Genomic DNA, 16,911 nt, shown 5'->3' with positions numbered 1-16,911 from the left:
TAAAAAGCTGAAATATTCTCTGCTGCTATAGTGTAAACAAATTGCCACTTGCTTTTCTATTCTCATGCCTTTTTTCTCGATCATAGTTCCTTGTTACAACCGCGCTGCTATTTTGCCGAATACGGTAGCAGCTATTTTGCGGCAGCAGGAACCGGATTTCGAGCTAATTCTGGTTGATGATGGAAGCCGCGACGCAACGGCTGAAGTAGCAGAGCAGCTGGCTGCCACCGATGCCCGTATTCGGGTGTTTCACAAAGAGAATGGGGAGCGGGGCGCCGCCCGTAATTATGGGGCTCAACGCGCGCAGGGGCAGTATCTTAATTTCTTCGATTCGGATGACGAGATGTACCCCAACCACCTGCGTGTGGTGCGCGATTATATCCGCGCGCACGGCGAAGTAGAGGTGGTGCATACCGGCTACGAGGTGCTGGATGCGAGTGGCGGGCTGGTGGAAGAGGTATGCGACTTTCGTGGGGATACAAACGAGGCTTTGCTGGAGAATAACTTTCTGGCCTGCAACTCTGTGTTTGTGCGGCAGGATATTGCATTGGCTCAGCCATTTGTGGAAGATCGAGCCTTGGCTTCGGCCGAAGACTGGGAACTGTGGCTGCGCTTGGCCAGCAGCTATTCTTTTCATAAGGTATCCGCCAAAACGTTCTGTCTGCGCGAGCATGAAGGGCGTAGTCTGAATACCATTTCGCCTGATGCCGTTATTGCACGCGATGAGCTGTTTGGGCAGCTGATGCGACAAAATCCTGATTTTCGGCGGCGCTATCCGAATCAGGTTAATTACTTCGTGGCAAATCGGTACACCTTTATTACGCTGGTGCTGGCCCTTACTGAACACCGCCGGCTCGATACGTTGCGCTATTTGTGGAAGGCATTTCGTACGGATTATACCGTTTTGTGGCGTCGCCGCTTTTTAGCATCCATCAAGCATCTTTTATAAGCTAGGTGGTGTCTGATACGATAAATAAGAGAGCTATGGATGTTACTAAAAGGCTTGCAGTGATTATTGTGTATTTTGGTCGCTTCCCGAAGTATATGCCTTACTTTCTGCAATCTGCCTCTTATAATCCGGGGGTGGATTTCTGGATATTTACAGATGCGTTTTATGGTGACTATAAGCAATACGATAATATAAAATTTATTGATATGAGCTTGTTGGCTTTTAATAAGCTGGCTAGTGAGAAAACGCAGTTCACTGTGGCAGTGAAAAATAGCTATAAGCTCTGCGATTTCAAGCCGATGTACGGGTTTATTCTGGCTGACTACATTCGTTCTTATTCGCACTGGGCCCATTGCGATGTGGACATGGTATTTGGAAATATAGACCGATATTTAACTGAAAATTCCTTGTATAACTATGATGTAGTTTCCAGTCATGGGCGGTACATATCCGGGGCTTTTACCATGTATAAGAACGTGGAAGATATCAATAAGGCTTTCATGCTTAGTAAGGACTACAAAAAGGTGCTTGCTGATGAGAAGTATCTTTCCTTCGATGAAGCCAGTACTGTTATTCGTAAGTTATGGGACGGGCATGATATTTTTGAATTTGAGAGTGAGATTGAGAGTATGTCCCACGTAGTAAAGAAGCCGGGAAACAATATCAACGCCTGCTTCGGAGAGTTTATTGAAGAGAGAATAAAGGATAAAATATATTGGCGAGAAGGTAGGTTATTAGACGGTGGCAAGGAGATTTACATATTTCACTACTTGATTTATAAGGGTAAGATTAGTTTTAATATACCTCCTTTTAAGAGTTATGCACAATATAGCTTCAACAGTAATGGTTTTTTTACGGATAAGCTAGGTTCTTACACATATATCTGGCTTAACTCTATCTACAGTAATCTTTCTGATAAGGTGAAATCAAAGGTTAAAAGAAAAATAAAGATACTTACAGCATAGTTGTTCTTTCGTAATACGTAGTTGTACTCTGGTAAAATGCAAGCTGTCAAGAATCTGTTAAAGAAAGTATTTCCTCCGGTGCTCTTGACGCGGATGCATTTAGCGTACAACAAGCTTCGGATCAATACTTTCGATAAGCTGGCTTTTCCTGAGAAGCTATTCAAGGATCAGGATTTTAGTATTCGCCGGGACGACCACCCGTTCCGGTTTGTGCAGGTAGAGAAGACGCATCTGGATGCGCGCCTGCGCCACCAGATTCAGGAGTGGGAGAAGTGGACGCAGGATGAATACCTACTGGTTTACGATAAGTCCTGCGTAATAGAGCCCCACGCGGGTTGGGCATTAACTACTGATAACCAGCTTATTTATCCTTCGCTCGGTTTTAGCAGGGTTGAATATCTCCGCAAGCCGCTATTGGAAGCGCTACGGATGCGCCGGCAAAAGCTGGAAGAATATGAAGAGCTGATTTCGTTACGCGATACGGGCGAGGAAAATTATTTCCACTTTTATAACGACGTACTGGCGAAGCTTTTCTTTTTAGAGGAAAAGCTAGGTCTAAGTTCGGAAGTGCCGGTTCTGATTAGCGCCAAGTTGTATCAGCGTCCAGTATTTCAGTATTTTATGCAGCACCCTTACCTGCGCGAGCGAAAATGGGTGGTGCAGGGCGAGCAATATATTCGCAGCCACAAAACGTACTTCTGCAAGCCGCTTACGCATACAGCGCACTATTATGACCGCATCCGGGCGCTGGTGCAGCCGCATGATCTGCTGACTGCCGGCCCCGAGCGCCGTATTTTCATTACGCGCAGCCCTAAACGGCTCCGCTTCATAGAAAATGGTGCTCAGGCTGAGCAGGTTTGCCGCGAGCTGGGTTTTGAGATAGTTGACTTTGATACGCTAAGTTTGCCTGAACAAATTCAGCTGATGAGCCAAGCACGCTACGTGATTGGTATCCACGGGGCGGGGCTCACGAACATGCTATTTCGGGGACGACAGCCGATGGGCTTGCTGGAGATTTATCCGCCCGGTGATTATTACCCTTTTCATTATGTGCTGATGGCGACGCAATTAGGCTACGACTATAATGGGTTGATCGGCAGCGCCGGGCAGCAGCAGTATTCCGGTGGTTTTCACGTCGATGTGGAGGAATTACGTCAGCGCGCTACGGCATTATTACAACGATAGGGGCGGCGCTACTGCCAACCTTTAGTTGCTACACTAACTTAAATGCGGAAAAAACTACTGCTCCTTATTCCTAACCTAGGCCTTGGCGGTGCTCAGCGCGTGTTTCACGACCACAGCGTGGAGCTAGGTCGCCAATACACAGTCACGGAGGCTGTCTTCAATCTGGAGGGCGGCAACATGTACCCCAGCCAGAATGAGCTGGTGAGCCTGGATGTGGCTGGCGGCGGTAGTCCGTTGGAAAAGCTGCGCAACTTTGCGCGACGTATCACGCGCCTGAAAGCCTTGAAGCATCGGCTAGCAACGGACGTGTGCGTGAGTCACTTAGAAGGCGCCGACTATGTTAATCTGCTGAGCAAAGGCTCGGAAAAGGTAATCCTGTGCATTCACGGCTCTAAGCTGCACGACGCTAACATCCGGGGCGCGGCTGGTTGGCTGCGCAAGAAGGTGCTGATGCCAGGGCTTTATAACCGCGCCGACCGCATCGTAACGGTCAGCCGTGATATCAATCCGGAGCTGATCGGAGGGTTTGGCGTAAAGCCCGAGAAGCTGGTGACTATCAATAACTTTTTTGAAGTCAAACAGATAGAAGAAAAAGCGCAGGAGGCTCTGACTGCCGCTGAGCAGGCCGTTTACGAAGCGGCACCGGTACTAGTCACGTCGGGGCGGCTTTCCCTGCAAAAGAACCAGGCGCCGCTACTCGACTGCTTTGCCGCGCTGCTGAAGCGCCAGCCTGCCAAGCTGGTCTTTGTGGGAGATGGAGAGCTGCGCACAGAATTGGTCGCTCATGCCAGAAACCTAGGTTTGCGCGTGTACGAAGCCTGGAGCGCGGCGGAGCTAACCCCCGAGTACGACGTGTACTTCATGGGTTTGCAGCAAAATCCCTTCAAATACATACGGCCCGCCACGCTGTTTGTGTTTCCATCGGCTTGGGAGGGCTTTCCGATGGCGTTGGGCGAAGCCATGATCTGCGGGTTGCCAGTCGTGACAACCGATTGCCCGACCGGGCCCAGAGAAATACTAGCGCCCGAAACGAGCAAACCTGCAACGCCAATTCGGCGGGCCGAGCGGGCCACCTACGGGATGCTGATGCCTATGCTCAACCACCCTGCTAGCCTCACCGCTGACCTGGGAGTATGGACTGAAACTCTCCACGAGCTTCTGCAAAACGTGGTGGAACGGCAGCACCTAGGGAAGCTAGCTCAGCAGCGGATGCAGGATTTTACGCGGGAAAAGATCTTCAGCCAGTGGATAGACGTGATTCAGGACGTATTGACCCGATGAAAGATAATGCCCCTGACCTTACAGACAAGCCGGTTATTCTGGTTGTGGATAACTCGACGGCGGTGACGGGCGCGCTCGTCGCCATGCGCAACGCCACAGATCAGCTGCGTCAGCACTACCGGTTCGTGTACGTGCTGCCGGCTGGCAGCCTAGGCCGACGGGTGCTGGAGGAGGCTTCCTACCAAGTTTATGAGATTCCCTTCGTAGAAATAAGCCGCCGGAAAGCTGACCTGGTGCGCTACGTGCCCATGCTGGTGCTGAATGGTTGGCGGCTGTGGCGGTTGGCGCGTCGGGAGAAAGCGCGCCTTATTCACCTGAATGACTTTTATAACCTGACAGGCTACATGGCGCAGGTCCTGAGCCTAGGTCGGCTGCGGGTAGTTACGCATGTGCGCTTCTTGCCGCAGGTGTTGCCGCAGCCCCTCGCACGGGTCTGGCGTTGGACGGCCGAAACCTTCGCCAGCCGGGTTATCTGTGTTTCGCAGGCCGTGCGCCGTTACTTTAGTCCTGCTGAAAAAGTACAGGTAGTCTTCGACCCAAGCCCCGACGTGGAGCGTCATCCGGTGCCAATGGTGCCTGCTACCCGCCCAGATAACACGGTAAGGTTGCTTTACCTCAGCAATTATATTGTAGGCAAAGGCCAGAACTTCGCTCTGGCTGCTTTCCGGGAGGCCTACGCTCATGATGCACGCCTGCGCCTGCACTTTGTAGGCGGCGATATGGGTCTGGATAAAAATCGCTTGTTCCGGCAGCAGCTCGAAGCGGAAGTGCATGCCCACGGCTTAAGCCAGGCGGTAACTTTCGGAGGCTTCGTGTCCGATGTTGAGCAGGCCATCAAAGACGCGGATATTCTGTTGAACTTCTCGGAAGCCGAATCATTCTCACTGACTTGCCGCGACGCGCTTTACTACGGCACGCCCCTGATTGCCACCGATTGTGGTGGTCCGGCTGAGCTGTTTGAGAATGGCCGTTCGGGCCTGCTGGTTCCAAATCGGGACGTGCAGGCCATGGCCGCGGCTATTCGTAGGCTAGCTGCCGAGCCGGAGCTGCGGACGCGTTTTGCCGCCGCCGGACGCGCATTTATCCGGAATAAGCTGCGTTCAGAAGCTACAACCGGCTTATTGCATAAAGTATACAAAAGGGTTTTAAGCTAGGTGGTATTATGGCACGAAAAGCGCTGCACTGTTTAACCAAATTGTTTCCTCTATAGAGTAATTAGTACAAAGCAACGTTAATGTCCTTAGTAAAGAAGGCTGTAGATCTTGCCGTTGGCAGGATAAACGCATTACTGCCGAATCTCGCCGCTGCTGAAGTTATTGACATCTTACCCGCCCAGAAGGAATTCGTGTATCAGCTGCCGCGCAATAACGAGCAACTGCCGGGCGAAGTAACAAAAGTCTATCAGGCGCTAGTTGACAGCAAGCCGTCGTTGCCGGTCCGGCACTTGTATGTTTATAAAGACGTGAATGTCTCGTATCAGGGGGCGATTTTCAAAAACTTAAGCCTGGCTATCAAAAGCTTGTGCTATCCGGCGCTGAAGAAAGAGTATTCCGATAGCTTTTTGCTGAAGCAATGGCTGGGTAAGCCCGCACCAGTGCCCGCTGACGTAACAGTGGCCGTAGTGCATGATCATAACTCGACGGGTAATTATTACCATTGGCTCATTGAGGCCTGTCCCCGAATTCTGCTGCTAAGCCGGAAAGCGCCTGAGTGTACGTTACTCGTGCCAGCCCCAATTCCGGAATACGTTGCTACGACTACGGCTTTGCTCGGCTACACCAAGCTGCTGCCAATCAGGCAGAATGAGATGCTAAAGGCTGGTACTGTACTGCTGGCGGAGCCTGCCGCCGAGCACAAAGCATTCGACCTGCGGCATCATGACCCAGAACTGCTACAGGAGCTGCGGACGCGCATTCTGCAAGGCCTGAAAGTGCCTGCCGTTACGCCCTTCCGGCGCATTTATGTGTCTCGCTCGCGGCAGAAAACCAGAAGGTTGGTTAATGAGGAAGCGTTTGTGGCGGCTATAAAAGCCTTTGGCTTCGAAGAGGTTTACTTTGAGAATATGTCCTTCGAAGAACAGGTACAGTTGATGAATGAAACGCAGGTGCTGATCGGTGCGCACGGGGCAAACCTAGCTAATGCCTTATTCATGCAACCCAATACGAAGCTTGTGGAAATTGTAAATGAAGAGATGGTCAACTCCGTTTACTTCCGACTAGCGTCCTATTTAGAATTGCCTTACTATGTTATTGCCGGAAAGCCCAGAGTGGAGAAAACCTACGATAACAACTCTGACTTAACAGTAGATATACCAGTATTGAAGGCGCTTTTACAGCATATGCTCGCAAGTGCGCCCGTGCGTTAAATGCACAAACAGGCAACCTAGGTTGCCTGATAAAATAGCTGAATTGCCCGGATGATTCGGTGCTGGTCGTCGGCTGAAAGCTCAAAGAACAACGGCAGGCGCACCAAGTGCTGAGCGTAGCGCGCTGCGTGGGGGAGAGCCCTGCCATCATGGTGGGGGTGGTAGAACGGGCTGGCGTGGAGCGGCTGGTAGTGAAACACGGCCAGGATCTGGTGGGCCGCTAAGTGGTGAATAAGCGCAGTGCGCTCGGCGGGGCTGCGGCAGAGCAGGTAGAAGATGTGCCAGTTGTGCTGCGCGTAAGCCGGGACAACCGGCAGGCGAAAGAAGCCTGCCGCTGCCAAAGGCGCCAAGGCTTCGTAGTAGTAACTCCATTGCCGCTGCCGCTGCCGCATAATCGCCGTTAGCTGTTCCAGCTGGGCCCACAGGTAGGCCGCGTTCAGCTCCGACGGTAGAAAGGAAGACCCAATGTCCATCCACTGGTACTTGGCTGCTTCGCCTCGAAAAAAGGCGGCGCGGTTGGTGCCTTTTTCCCACAAGATTTCGGCGCGGGCAACGTAGCGCTCATCGTTAATAGCGAGCATTCCTCCTTCGCCGGCAATGATATTCTTGGTTTCGTGAAAAGAAAAAGCCGCTAAGTGACCTAGGGTGCCGAGCGGCTTGGTGCCGTAAAAGCTGTCAACGGCCTGCGCGGCGTCTTCCACTACGGCTAGGTTGTGCTTTTCTGCCAGCTCCAGTATCGGGTTCATGTCGCAAGCCACACCTGCGTAATGCACCGGCACAATGGCGCGGGTGCGCGGCGTAATTAAGGACGCAAGCTGCCGCACATCCAGGTTCGGATGATCAGGCGAACTATCGGCAAACACGATGCGGGCGCCACGCAACACAAACGCGTTGGCCGTAGAGGTGAACGTGAACGACGGCACAATCACTTCATCACCAGGCTGCAAGTTCAGCAGCAGCGCGGCCATTTCGAGCGCCGCTGTGCCGCTGGTAGTCAGTAGTGCCTTACGAATGCCATACTGCTGCTCAAAAAAAGCATGACAGCGCCGCGTGAACTCACCGTTGCCGGAAAGCTTGCCATTCGTAACAGCCTCCTGAATATACGTAAGCTCTTTACCTGAGAGATAAGGCTTATTGAATGGAATCGAATGCATAAATAAGCCGTTGAACCTAGCTTTTGCCCGCAGACAAGCTAGCCTTAGAATGGCTGATGCTGTGTTTTGGTAAGGCCTCTCAAAGATACTTACCCTAGGTATAGCGAGTTGTGATGCCTGACATTGCCGTACCTTTGTGGCGTTTTAGCCTTACTACCGGCCGGTCATCAGGGCCTAGCTATTTCTTATGCAGATTCTTTTTGTGGTGCCTTACCCGCATGGCAAGGCGCCCTCGCAGCGCTTTCGGTTCGAGCAGTATCTTGATTTACTGGCAGCCGAAGGACACTCGTATAAAGTGGCGCCCTTCGTTTCTGACAGTACGTGGGCTATTCTTTACAAGCCCGGCCATACCCTCGCCAAAGCGCTAGGAATTGTAGGTGGTTTTCTGCGGCGGATCGGCTTACTGTTTTCAGTGTCGAAATACGATTTCGTTTTCCTGCACCGGGAAGCATCCCCCATTGGGCCACCTCTATTCGAGTGGGTCATGGCGAAGGTGCTGGGAAAGAAGATTATCTATGATTTCGACGATGCCATCTGGATTCCGAATACGTCGGAGGCAAACAAAATCGTGGCCGGCCTGAAGTGGCACCACAAAGTAGCCAGCATTTGCCGCTGGGCCTACAAGGTAAGCTGCGGCAATGCGTACCTGCGCGATTATGCCAGGCAGTACAACGCCAATGCCATCGTCAACCCGACGACAATCGACACCGTGCATTTGCATAACCGTGTGCGTGATCAACAACCCGCTGAACGCATGGTAATTGGCTGGACAGGTACGCACTCCACGCTCAAATACCTGGAGCAGGTGGTGCCGGTGCTGGCGAAGCTGGAGCAGCATTACGACTTTGAGTTTCAGGTCATTTCCAATCAGCCGCCCAACCTGCCCTTGAAGTCGTTGGTGTACCGGCCCTGGCGCAAGGACACCGAAATTGAGGACCTGCTACGCTTTCATATTGGGCTGATGCCGTTGGAGGATGACGCCTGGGCCAAGGGAAAGTGCGCCTTTAAAGCCCTGCAATACATGGCTTTGGGAGTGCCGCCGCTGGTGTCGCCGGTAGGCATGAACACGGAAGTGGTGCAAGACGGCCAGAATGGCTTCGTGTGCGCTACCGCTGCCGATTGGGAAGCTAGCCTGGAAATGCTGCTCAAGGATGCTTCCCTGCGTGTGCGGTTAGGCAAGGCAGCCCGGCAAACGGTGGAGCAACGCTATTCTGTAACGGCCAACTGGCGGAACTTCCGGACGCTTTTCACCTGAGGCTTAGCTCGTAGCTGAGCGGCTTTGTACTGCATGATGTACAAGGCACCTAGGTAGAAAGGCATCAGCGGAATCTTGTAGCGGACCAAGGTGCCGAAGTTGCCACTGTTTGTGCCGACCCCAATAGCCAGCACAATAGAAAATATAAAACAGAAGGTGAGAATAGGCTGCGAGGCAATAAGCTGAAAGCTTTTCACGACCCCCGTTCGATAGAACAAACTAAAAGTCAGATAAATAAATAGAATAGCTTCCAGTGCGGAGAGCAGCATAACCGGGTTGCGCACTTCCCAGATGAAGGGACGAAAAAGGCTGACGATAACAGCTTGCGGTGCTACTTTCACCATCGAGCCAAGTGAGCCATCAAAGCTGCCAATGTTATAAGCCGAGCCATTCGCTACCTGCGAGGTCAGGTACGCGCTGTTGATCTTGGTTCGCTCTCCTATTTTATCTACGTCGTATTTGTCGTCGCCGGCGGTCAAATGGGTTGCACCAAAGTATGCTGCTATCAGGCCAAATACGATAAATACCGGCTTGACTAACATGCGCAAACCGGCCGAACGAATCCGGCTGCTATTTTCATTAAATATCCATAGCAAAGCGGGTGGCAGGAAGGAAAGCAGAATATATACTTTAACCGCTATCAATACATAAGCGCCAATAAACCCCAAAAAGCTAGCTGTAATTATATTTTTTCTGTCGATAGTGGCGTGGTAAAAACCATAAAACACCCAGCCTAGCGCTCCAATACAGATAGAATCTTTCATTACGCCGGAACCCCAAAAAAATACGGACGGCAGAAAAAAGACGGCAATAGCTAGCTTTTTATAAGCAAGCGGAAAAATCCGGACGAAAGTGATGTACATCGCCCACATGCCGGAAAAGCTTATAAAAGCAAAGAAAAGCGCAATAACTGTATAGGTGTCGAACGCTAGGATAGCGCAAAAAGAGGCAATACGAACAACAAAGTATTCAGTAGGAGCATTGTACCAATATAATTGAGGGATATATCGGGTAATCTCCGGATCAAACGTCTCGTGGTTGCCAAAAATAAGTTTTAATCCAGCAGACGCGGAATCGCCGAATGCTTGATAAATTACTTTCGTGTGGTTGAAGTAATTAAAAGTGTCGCCGCCGCCATAGTAGAATTGATAAATTAAACCTAGCCCAATAGCACCGACGAATTTTACGGTAAGCGCCGGAATAAAATATTTCTTAGTGAATTTATTGGTCACCTTACTCCGCACCGCGAAAGCAATGCCGTAGAAAAGCAACAGATATAGCGGCGTAAGAAGAAGGTCTTTTAATTCCATACAACAGCACGTAGCAACCGCTTACTTTTTATTCTTCTTCAGGTAGGCCTTCGCCTCTTTGTATTGCTCTAGTTTGTGGTCGGCGTGTTCGATGACTGCTTCGTAATAACGGCGAGCTGCCGCCTTGTCTTTTTCCCGTTCGGCCAGGCGAGCTAGGTTCAGGTTGGAGTAGAGATAGAAGCCTCCCGCCGTGTCGTTGGTGCTCTCGGCAAAAACAATGCAGCGCTGATAGTAGTCTTTGGCTTTCGGAATATCCTTGTACTTGTTCTGCATCAGCCAACCTAAGAAATAGGTTGCGTAGCGGCCGCTGATGCCTTCGTAGCCGGGCAGTCCGCGGTTGAGCTTGTCCAGGATTTCGTGGCTGACCCGCTCACACTCGCGGAACTCGCCATTATTAAAGCAAAGCAAGTCGTAGAAACGCTGGAAATAAGCGTTATCGGGGTAGTTGGTGGCCAGGTAGCGCGAGATGGGCATGGCCAACGCCGGGTTGTTTTCCTCGTTGTTGAGAATGCGCATCAGGAACGTTTTGGCCTCCAGGCCCACGTAAAACCCATTATCGGCTACGTTGCGCAGCTGCTGAATACCTAGCTGCTTATTGCCTTTGGGAAAGAACAGCAGCACCGGCTTGAGCAGTGGGTAGTTCTCGGGAATCCAGACGGCGTAGTAGTTAAAGAGCGCCTGCCCAAATAGGAACTCCGGGCTTAACCCATTGGCCTCGCGGCTCTTATCTAAATATTCCAGAGAGTTTTTGCTGCTCACGGTTGCTTTGCGCCAATCTTTGCGCTCGGCGTGCAGGCGAGCATCAAAACCGTAGGCGGCGGCCAGGAAAAAGCAGGCTTCGTAGTTCTTGTTGTCGGCTTCGTAGAGCTTCTCGCCGTTCACGATGGCCGTGTCCATGTAGGCAAAAAAGATGTTGTCGTACTGCTTCGTCTGGACGTTGCTCGGCACAATCTTCCACCAGGTGCTCAGACCTAGGAGGAAGTACGGCATGGGGTGGTGCGGATAGCGGCGGCGCAAGGAGCGAAACTGCTTTTCGGCTTTGTCGAACTTAAAGTTGTAGAGGTTTTGCACCGCACCGTCCAGCTCCGTCTGAATATCTTTATCCAGCAACAGCCAGCCTTTCGTGTTGATGGCAGCCGGCATCACATCCACGTTTTCCACCTCGATATTGCGGATCGGTGGGTTTTTGGTGGTATCAATCTGCTGCGCCCACGCGGGCAGCGACAACAACGTCAGCAGCAGGATAAATCGGATCTTTTGGAGCATGGAAGCGTCTAATTGCAGTCAAACTAGCAACCTTAGCTGCGCGTAAGCCGCCTAACGGGAAAGCTAAAGTATGGCTTTTATCCTAGTATTGAACGAGTAGATGAACGACGATGAACCTTTTACGCACTCTCTGTCAGATAGCCGCGCCTTCGGGTAATGAAGCACCGCTAACCGAATTTTTGTTGCAATACATACGTGAGCAGCAGGCAACTTGGAATGTCCAACCCAAAATACTGCATGATGAACGTTTTCAGGACTGTATTATTCTGGTATTCGGAAATCCGCGCACGGCTGTTTTTGCCCACCTTGACAGCATTGGGTTCACGGTGCGCTATGGTCGCCAGCTGGTTTGCATTGGCGGCCCCCGCACCGTGCCCGGCTACCGCCTGGTAGGGCACGACGGGCAAGGTCCAGTTGACTGCACCCTTACCGTAGACAAGCAAACCGGGGAACTAGGCTATGAGTTCACCCGTGAGGTGGAACGTGGCACGGAGCTAACGTTCTACTGTGATTTTCGTGAAACGGCTGATACTGTGCAATCTTGCTACCTCGATAATCGCCTGGGAGTGTGGAACGCGCTGCGTTTGGCCGAAACGCTCACCGACGGCATCATTGCGTTTGGCTGCTGGGAAGAGCACGGCGGCGGCTCGGTTGCGTACCTAGCTAAGTATATCTATGAAGAATATGGCGTGCGGCAGGCCTTAATTTCGGACATTACGTGGGTGACGGAGGGCGTACGATCAGGCGAAGGAGTCGCTATTTCATTGCGTGACTCTCTCATTCCGCGCCGTTCTTACGTGGAGCGGATTCGTGCCATTGCCCGTGCTTCCGGCATCCCGCACCAGCTGGAAGTAGAAGGCAGCGGCGGCTCCGACGCCAAAGAATTGCAGCACAGTGCTTACCCGTGGGACTGGTGCTTTGTGGGCGCGCCGGAGGATAACGTACACTCGCCCGACGAAATCGTGGACAAGCGCGACATAGCAAGCATGCTGGCGCTCTATCAGGTGCTGATGTGGGAATTGTAACCTAGGTTTGGAGGCGCGTCTGTGAGCAATTCTGCGGAACCTAGGATCCGTTAAGCGCTTGCGTGCAGTGATTCCGCAAAAGCTAGGTTGAACGCAGGAATTAGCAGGAGGTAAGAAGTTGAGATTGTGGGTAAAAGCTCTATTTTACGAGCATAAAGCTAATTTTCTCTTTCCAAACTCCCACCTCCTTATCCTCCGCGTTTATGATGAGTATTCTTTACGTTGCTCCGGCGCTCGGCGTGCTGGCTTTGCTCTACACCTGGTTTCGAGCGGGCTGGGTAAACCGGCAGGATGCCGGTAATCAGCACATGCAAACCATTGCCGGCTACATTGCCGATGGCGCTATTGCTTTTTTGAAGGCTGAGTACCGCGTTTTGTCTTTGTTTGCGCTCATTGCCTGCGCTTTTCTGGGATACCTAGGTAGTACGGGCGAACGGTCAAGTCCTATCATTGTTATTGCTTTCCTGATTGGGGCCGTCTTCTCTGCTTTGGCGGGTTTCATCGGGATGAAGATTGCCACCAAAGCCAACGTGCGCACGGCCCAAGCGGCGCGCACGAGCCTGGCGCAGGCGTTAAACGTGTCATTTTCCGGCGGCTCGGTGATGGGAATGGGCGTGGCCGGTCTGGCGGTGCTAGGGCTAGGTTCGCTGTTCATTGTGTTTTATAACCTGTTCGTGGTGAAGCTCGGGGCCGGAGCCAACGGCGTTGAGATGGAAACCGCGTTAGAAGTGCTGACGGGCTTTTCGCTTGGCGCCGAAAGCATTGCCTTGTTTGCGCGTGTGGGTGGCGGCATCTACACCAAAGCCGCCGACGTGGGCGCCGACCTCGTGGGTAAAGTTGAAGCCGGCATTCCGGAGGACGACCCACGCAACCCCGCCACCATCGCCGACAACGTGGGCGACAACGTGGGCGACGTAGCGGGCATGGGCGCCGATTTGTTTGGGTCCTACGTGGCTACTATTCTGGCTACCATGGTGCTAGGTCGCGAAGTGGTAGCCGCTGGTGATAAGTTCAACGGCTTGTCGCCCATTCTGCTGCCGATGGTTATTGCCGGCGTCGGTATCATTTCTTCGCTCATTGGTATTCTGATGGTGCGCGTGAAGGAAGGGGGCAACGTGCAGGGGGCGCTCAACTTCGGCAACTACGTGTCGGTGGTGCTCACGGCGGTTTCTTCTTACTTTCTGGTGCGCTGGCTGCTGCCGCCCGGCGACCTGATCATCAGCCGACCCGGCGCGGTGCCTTTCACCTCGCTTGATGTTTTTTATGCTATCATCGTAGGGCTGATTGTAGGCACCCTGATGAGCATTATCACCGAGTATTACACGGCGATGGGTAAGCGGCCCGTGCTGAGCATCGTGCGGCAGAGCAGCACCGGTCATGCTACTACCGTTATCGGTGGGCTGGCCGTGGGAATGGAATCAACGGTGCTGCCAATTCTAGTGCTGGCGGGCGGCATTATCTTTTCTTTTCAATTTGCCGGGCTCTACGGCGTGGCCATTGCCGCGGCGGGCATGATGGCCACCACCGCCATGCAGCTAGCTATTGATGCCTTCGGCCCAATTGCGGATAACGCGGGCGGTATTGCCGAAATGAGCGAGCTGCCAAAAGAAGTGCGCGAACGGACTGATATTCTGGACGCTGTGGGCAATACCACTGCGGCTACCGGCAAAGGCTTCGCCATTGCCTCGGCCGCCTTGACCTCGCTGGCGTTGTTCGCCGCCTTTATGGGCACGGCCAATATCACAGGCATCGACATCAGCAATGCGCGGGTGCTGGCGGGCCTGTTCGTGGGCGCCATGATTCCGTTTATCTTTTCGGCCCTGGCTATTTCCGCCGTTGGCCGGGCAGCTATGGCGATGGTGCAGGAAGTGCGGCGCCAGTTCCGCGAAATTCCGGGCATCATGGAAGGCACCGGCCGGCCCGAGTACGAGAAGTGCGTGGCCATCTCGACCCAGGCTGCCATTCGCGAAATGATGCTGCCGGGCGCCATTGCCCTCATCGTGCCCATCATTGTGGGCTTCACGATGGGACCGGAGGTGCTAGGTGGCACGCTGGCCGGCGTTACCGTATCGGGTGTGCTGATGGCGATGTTCCAGAGCAACGCGGGCGGCGCCTGGGACAACGCCAAAAAGTCATTCGAGAAAGGCGTGATGATCGACGGCACCATGCAGTACAAAGGCTCCGACGCGCACAAAGCTTCCGTCACCGGCGACACGGTCGGCGACCCGTTCAAAGACACCTCCGGCCCCTCGATGAACATTCTCATCAAGCTGATGTCTATCGTGTCGCTCGTGATTGCGCCACACATTGCCGCGCCGGAAAAAGCCATGGCGCCCGTTCTCCCAAACCAAGCGGAGCAGAGTGTACTAGCTAGCTCACCACGAGATGAGGAGTCAGCTTCAGCCGGAAAACAGACGTTTCGGCTAACTCGCCAGCTCATGCGCTGAAATAGAACGAAATAGCGTAACCGCTAGACAATACCAAGCTTTGTAGTTGCTAAAGCTGCCCTTCCGCGCCGGAGGGGCAGCTTTTTTGTACTACCTTTGGCTCCGCTTTCACCCAGGGTCTCAACCAAACTCGGATGCCGCTGTCTACTATCTCGCTGCACGACAAGCAATTTACTCCCTATTTGCCCGCTGCTCGAATCGCGGAGGCCGTGCGTAACATTGCCACGCGCCTCAACCAGGATTACGCTGGGCAGCAGCCCTTGTTTGTCGTCGTCCTGAACGGCTCCTTCATGTTTGCCGCCGATCTGATGAAGGAAATGAGCATCGACTGCGAAGTGGCTTTCATCCGCGTGGCGTCTTACCAGGGCACCACCAGCACCGGCGAGGTAAAGGAAATCCTAGGTTTGCAGGAGGAAGTAGCCAATCGCCACCTGATTATCGTGGAGGATATCGTGGATACGGGCCACACGATGCGGGAACTGCTTGAGCAGCTGACAGCCAGGAAGCCGGCTTCTCTGGAAGTAGCCACGCTGTTTACCAAGCCCGAATGCCTTCAGCACCAGCTGGAGCTGCGCTACGTCGGTATCGAGCTGCCCAATGAATTCATTGTGGGCTACGGCCTCGACTACGATGGCCTGGGCCGCAATTATCCGGACGTCTACAAGGTCGTGTAGAACGCAATAGCCAAAATCAATTGGCAGCCGTAGAAATCGATTGCGGTAGTTTTAGTACCTTTTCCACGACCACCCCCTCATTCTCTCGCGCAACGTCTTAACTTTTATGCTAAATATCGTGCTGTTCGGCCCGCCTGGCGCCGGCAAAGGAACGCAAAGCCAGAACCTTATCGCCCGCTACAATCTGGTTCACCTTTCAACGGGCGATTTGCTGCGCTCCCAAATCGCGCAAGGAACCGAGCTAGGTTTGCGCGCCAAGCGCCTGATGGACGAAGGCCTGCTCGTGCCCGATGAAGTAGTTATCGGTATGATTGAAAGTCAGTTAGCCAGCAACACGCAAGCCAACGGCTTTATCTTCGATGGCTTTCCGCGCACCGTTGCCCAGGCCGAAGCCCTTGATGCGCTTACCCAGCGCTACGACACCGGCATTTCGTGCATGATTGCGTTGGAAGTAGAAGAGGAGGAGCTGGTGAAGCGCCTGTTGGAGCGCGGCAAGACCAGCGGCCGCGTCGACGACCAGGATGAAGCGAAGATTCGCCGCCGCGTAACCGTCTACAATACCGAAACGGCTCAGGTCGCCGGCTACTACGCCGATCAGGGCAAGTTTCACTCGCTGAACGGCATCGGCTCTATCGACAGCATCTTCGCGCATATTTCCCAGATTATCGACAAGAACCAGCCCGCCACGTCCGTTACCGACGGCCAGCAGGCTGCTGATGAAGTAAAAGCGTAACTTTACGGCCATAACCGCACAAAACTGTCATCCTGACGACGGAAGGACCTTATCACGTAAGAACGGTTGTTATCACAACGACTTGTTCTCACCTGATGAGGTCCTTCCGTTGTCAGGATGACAGCCGTTTTTTAGGCGTGATATAAAAAACCTAGGTCTGTCATCCCGGGCAGCGGCATGTCATTCCGAGTGAGGCGAGGAATCTGAGCTAGAAACCTAGGTTCAGTAAACAGATTTCTCGCCTCTGCTTAACGCGCAGAATGACAACTCAATATTCAACCCTCAAAACTCAACACTTCCAC

Annotated in this window: 14 protein-coding genes; 11 read left to right on the top strand and 3 right to left on the bottom strand. The window is 52.9% G+C overall.

The features are described 5' to 3' along the window. Positions 1 to 64 precede the first annotated feature (64 nt). The 6 genes from IEX74_RS17675 to IEX74_RS17650 all read left to right on the top strand — a co-directional run bounded on the left by IEX74_RS17675 (position 65) and on the right by IEX74_RS17650 (position 6,745). Positions 65 to 949, top strand: coding sequence for a glycosyltransferase family 2 protein (locus tag IEX74_RS17675; protein WP_188815334.1), 885 nt, complete (start codon positions 65 to 67; stop codon positions 947 to 949). An 8-nt stretch (positions 950 to 957) separates the two neighbouring features. Beyond that, positions 958 to 1,914, top strand: a complete 957-nt coding sequence (locus IEX74_RS17670; protein WP_229755352.1) for a DUF6625 family protein — start codon at positions 958 to 960, stop codon at positions 1,912 to 1,914. A 93-nt stretch (positions 1,915 to 2,007) separates the two neighbouring features. Further along, positions 2,008 to 3,099 carry a glycosyltransferase family 61 protein gene (locus IEX74_RS17665; protein WP_188815332.1) on the top strand — a complete coding sequence of 364 codons (1,092 nt, stop codon included), beginning with the start codon at positions 2,008 to 2,010 and terminating at the stop codon, positions 3,097 to 3,099. Between the two features lie 42 nt (positions 3,100 to 3,141). After that, the gene (locus IEX74_RS17660) at positions 3,142 to 4,380 is read left to right on the top strand and encodes a glycosyltransferase (protein ID WP_188815331.1); all 1,239 of its coding nucleotides are present in this window, start codon (positions 3,142 to 3,144) and stop codon (positions 4,378 to 4,380) included. Further along, positions 4,377 to 5,534, top strand: a complete 1,158-nt coding sequence (locus tag IEX74_RS17655; RefSeq protein WP_188815330.1) for a glycosyltransferase family 4 protein — start codon at positions 4,377 to 4,379, stop codon at positions 5,532 to 5,534. Before IEX74_RS17660 ends, IEX74_RS17655 begins: the two co-directional genes overlap by 4 nt. A gap of 80 nt (positions 5,535 to 5,614) precedes the next feature. After that, positions 5,615 to 6,745, top strand: coding sequence for a glycosyltransferase family 61 protein (locus IEX74_RS17650; protein WP_188815329.1), 1,131 nt, complete (start codon positions 5,615 to 5,617; stop codon positions 6,743 to 6,745). Positions 6,746 to 6,762: 17 nt separating this feature from the next. Here the strand turns inward: IEX74_RS17650 and rffA are convergent, their stop codons facing one another. Next, on the bottom strand, positions 6,763 to 7,899 hold the full coding sequence (gene rffA / locus IEX74_RS17645; protein WP_188815328.1) for a dTDP-4-amino-4,6-dideoxygalactose transaminase: 1,137 nt from the start codon (positions 7,897 to 7,899) through the stop codon (positions 6,763 to 6,765). Positions 7,900 to 8,086: 187 nt separating this feature from the next. On the opposite strand from rffA, the gene IEX74_RS17640 reads away from it, so the two are divergent. Continuing rightward, positions 8,087 to 9,154 carry a glycosyltransferase family 4 protein gene (locus IEX74_RS17640; RefSeq protein WP_188815327.1) on the top strand — a complete coding sequence of 356 codons (1,068 nt, stop codon included), beginning with the start codon at positions 8,087 to 8,089 and terminating at the stop codon, positions 9,152 to 9,154. Here IEX74_RS17640 and IEX74_RS17635 read toward each other — a convergent pair. Then, on the bottom strand, positions 9,106 to 10,464 hold the full coding sequence (locus IEX74_RS17635; protein WP_188815326.1) for a hypothetical protein: 1,359 nt from the start codon (positions 10,462 to 10,464) through the stop codon (positions 9,106 to 9,108). The two genes, IEX74_RS17640 and IEX74_RS17635, sit on opposite strands and share 49 nt — an antisense overlap. A 21-nt stretch (positions 10,465 to 10,485) precedes the next feature. After that, on the bottom strand, positions 10,486 to 11,730 hold the full coding sequence (locus IEX74_RS17630) for a tol-pal system protein YbgF (protein ID WP_188815325.1): 1,245 nt from the start codon (positions 11,728 to 11,730) through the stop codon (positions 10,486 to 10,488). 110 nt (positions 11,731 to 11,840) lie between these two features. Between IEX74_RS17630 and IEX74_RS17625 the strand changes: the two genes are divergently transcribed. The 4 genes from IEX74_RS17625 (at position 11,841) to IEX74_RS17610 (ending at position 16,609) form a co-directional block, all read left to right on the top strand. Next, a complete protein-coding gene (locus IEX74_RS17625) occupies positions 11,841 to 12,755 on the top strand; it encodes a M20/M25/M40 family metallo-hydrolase (protein WP_188815324.1) in 915 nt (304 codons plus the stop codon). A gap of 203 nt (positions 12,756 to 12,958) precedes the next feature. Continuing rightward, positions 12,959 to 15,202 carry a sodium-translocating pyrophosphatase gene (locus tag IEX74_RS17620; protein WP_188815323.1) on the top strand — a complete coding sequence of 748 codons (2,244 nt, stop codon included), beginning with the start codon at positions 12,959 to 12,961 and terminating at the stop codon, positions 15,200 to 15,202. A 134-nt stretch (positions 15,203 to 15,336) separates the two neighbouring features. Continuing rightward, a complete protein-coding gene (hpt, locus tag IEX74_RS17615; RefSeq protein ID WP_229755351.1) occupies positions 15,337 to 15,876 on the top strand; it encodes a hypoxanthine phosphoribosyltransferase in 540 nt (179 codons plus the stop codon). 106 nt (positions 15,877 to 15,982) lie between these two features. After that, complete coding sequence (locus tag IEX74_RS17610) at positions 15,983 to 16,609, top strand: adenylate kinase (protein WP_188815322.1); 627 nt, start codon at positions 15,983 to 15,985, stop codon at positions 16,607 to 16,609. Positions 16,610 to 16,911: the final 302 nt, after the last annotated feature.

Origin of the sequence: Hymenobacter cavernae (assembly GCF_014641455.1) — a bacterium.
GTDB lineage: Bacteria > Bacteroidota > Bacteroidia > Cytophagales > Hymenobacteraceae > Hymenobacter > Hymenobacter cavernae.
The sequence above is the reverse complement of the archived record's forward strand: the minus strand, read 5'-3'. Positions and strand labels throughout refer to the sequence as shown.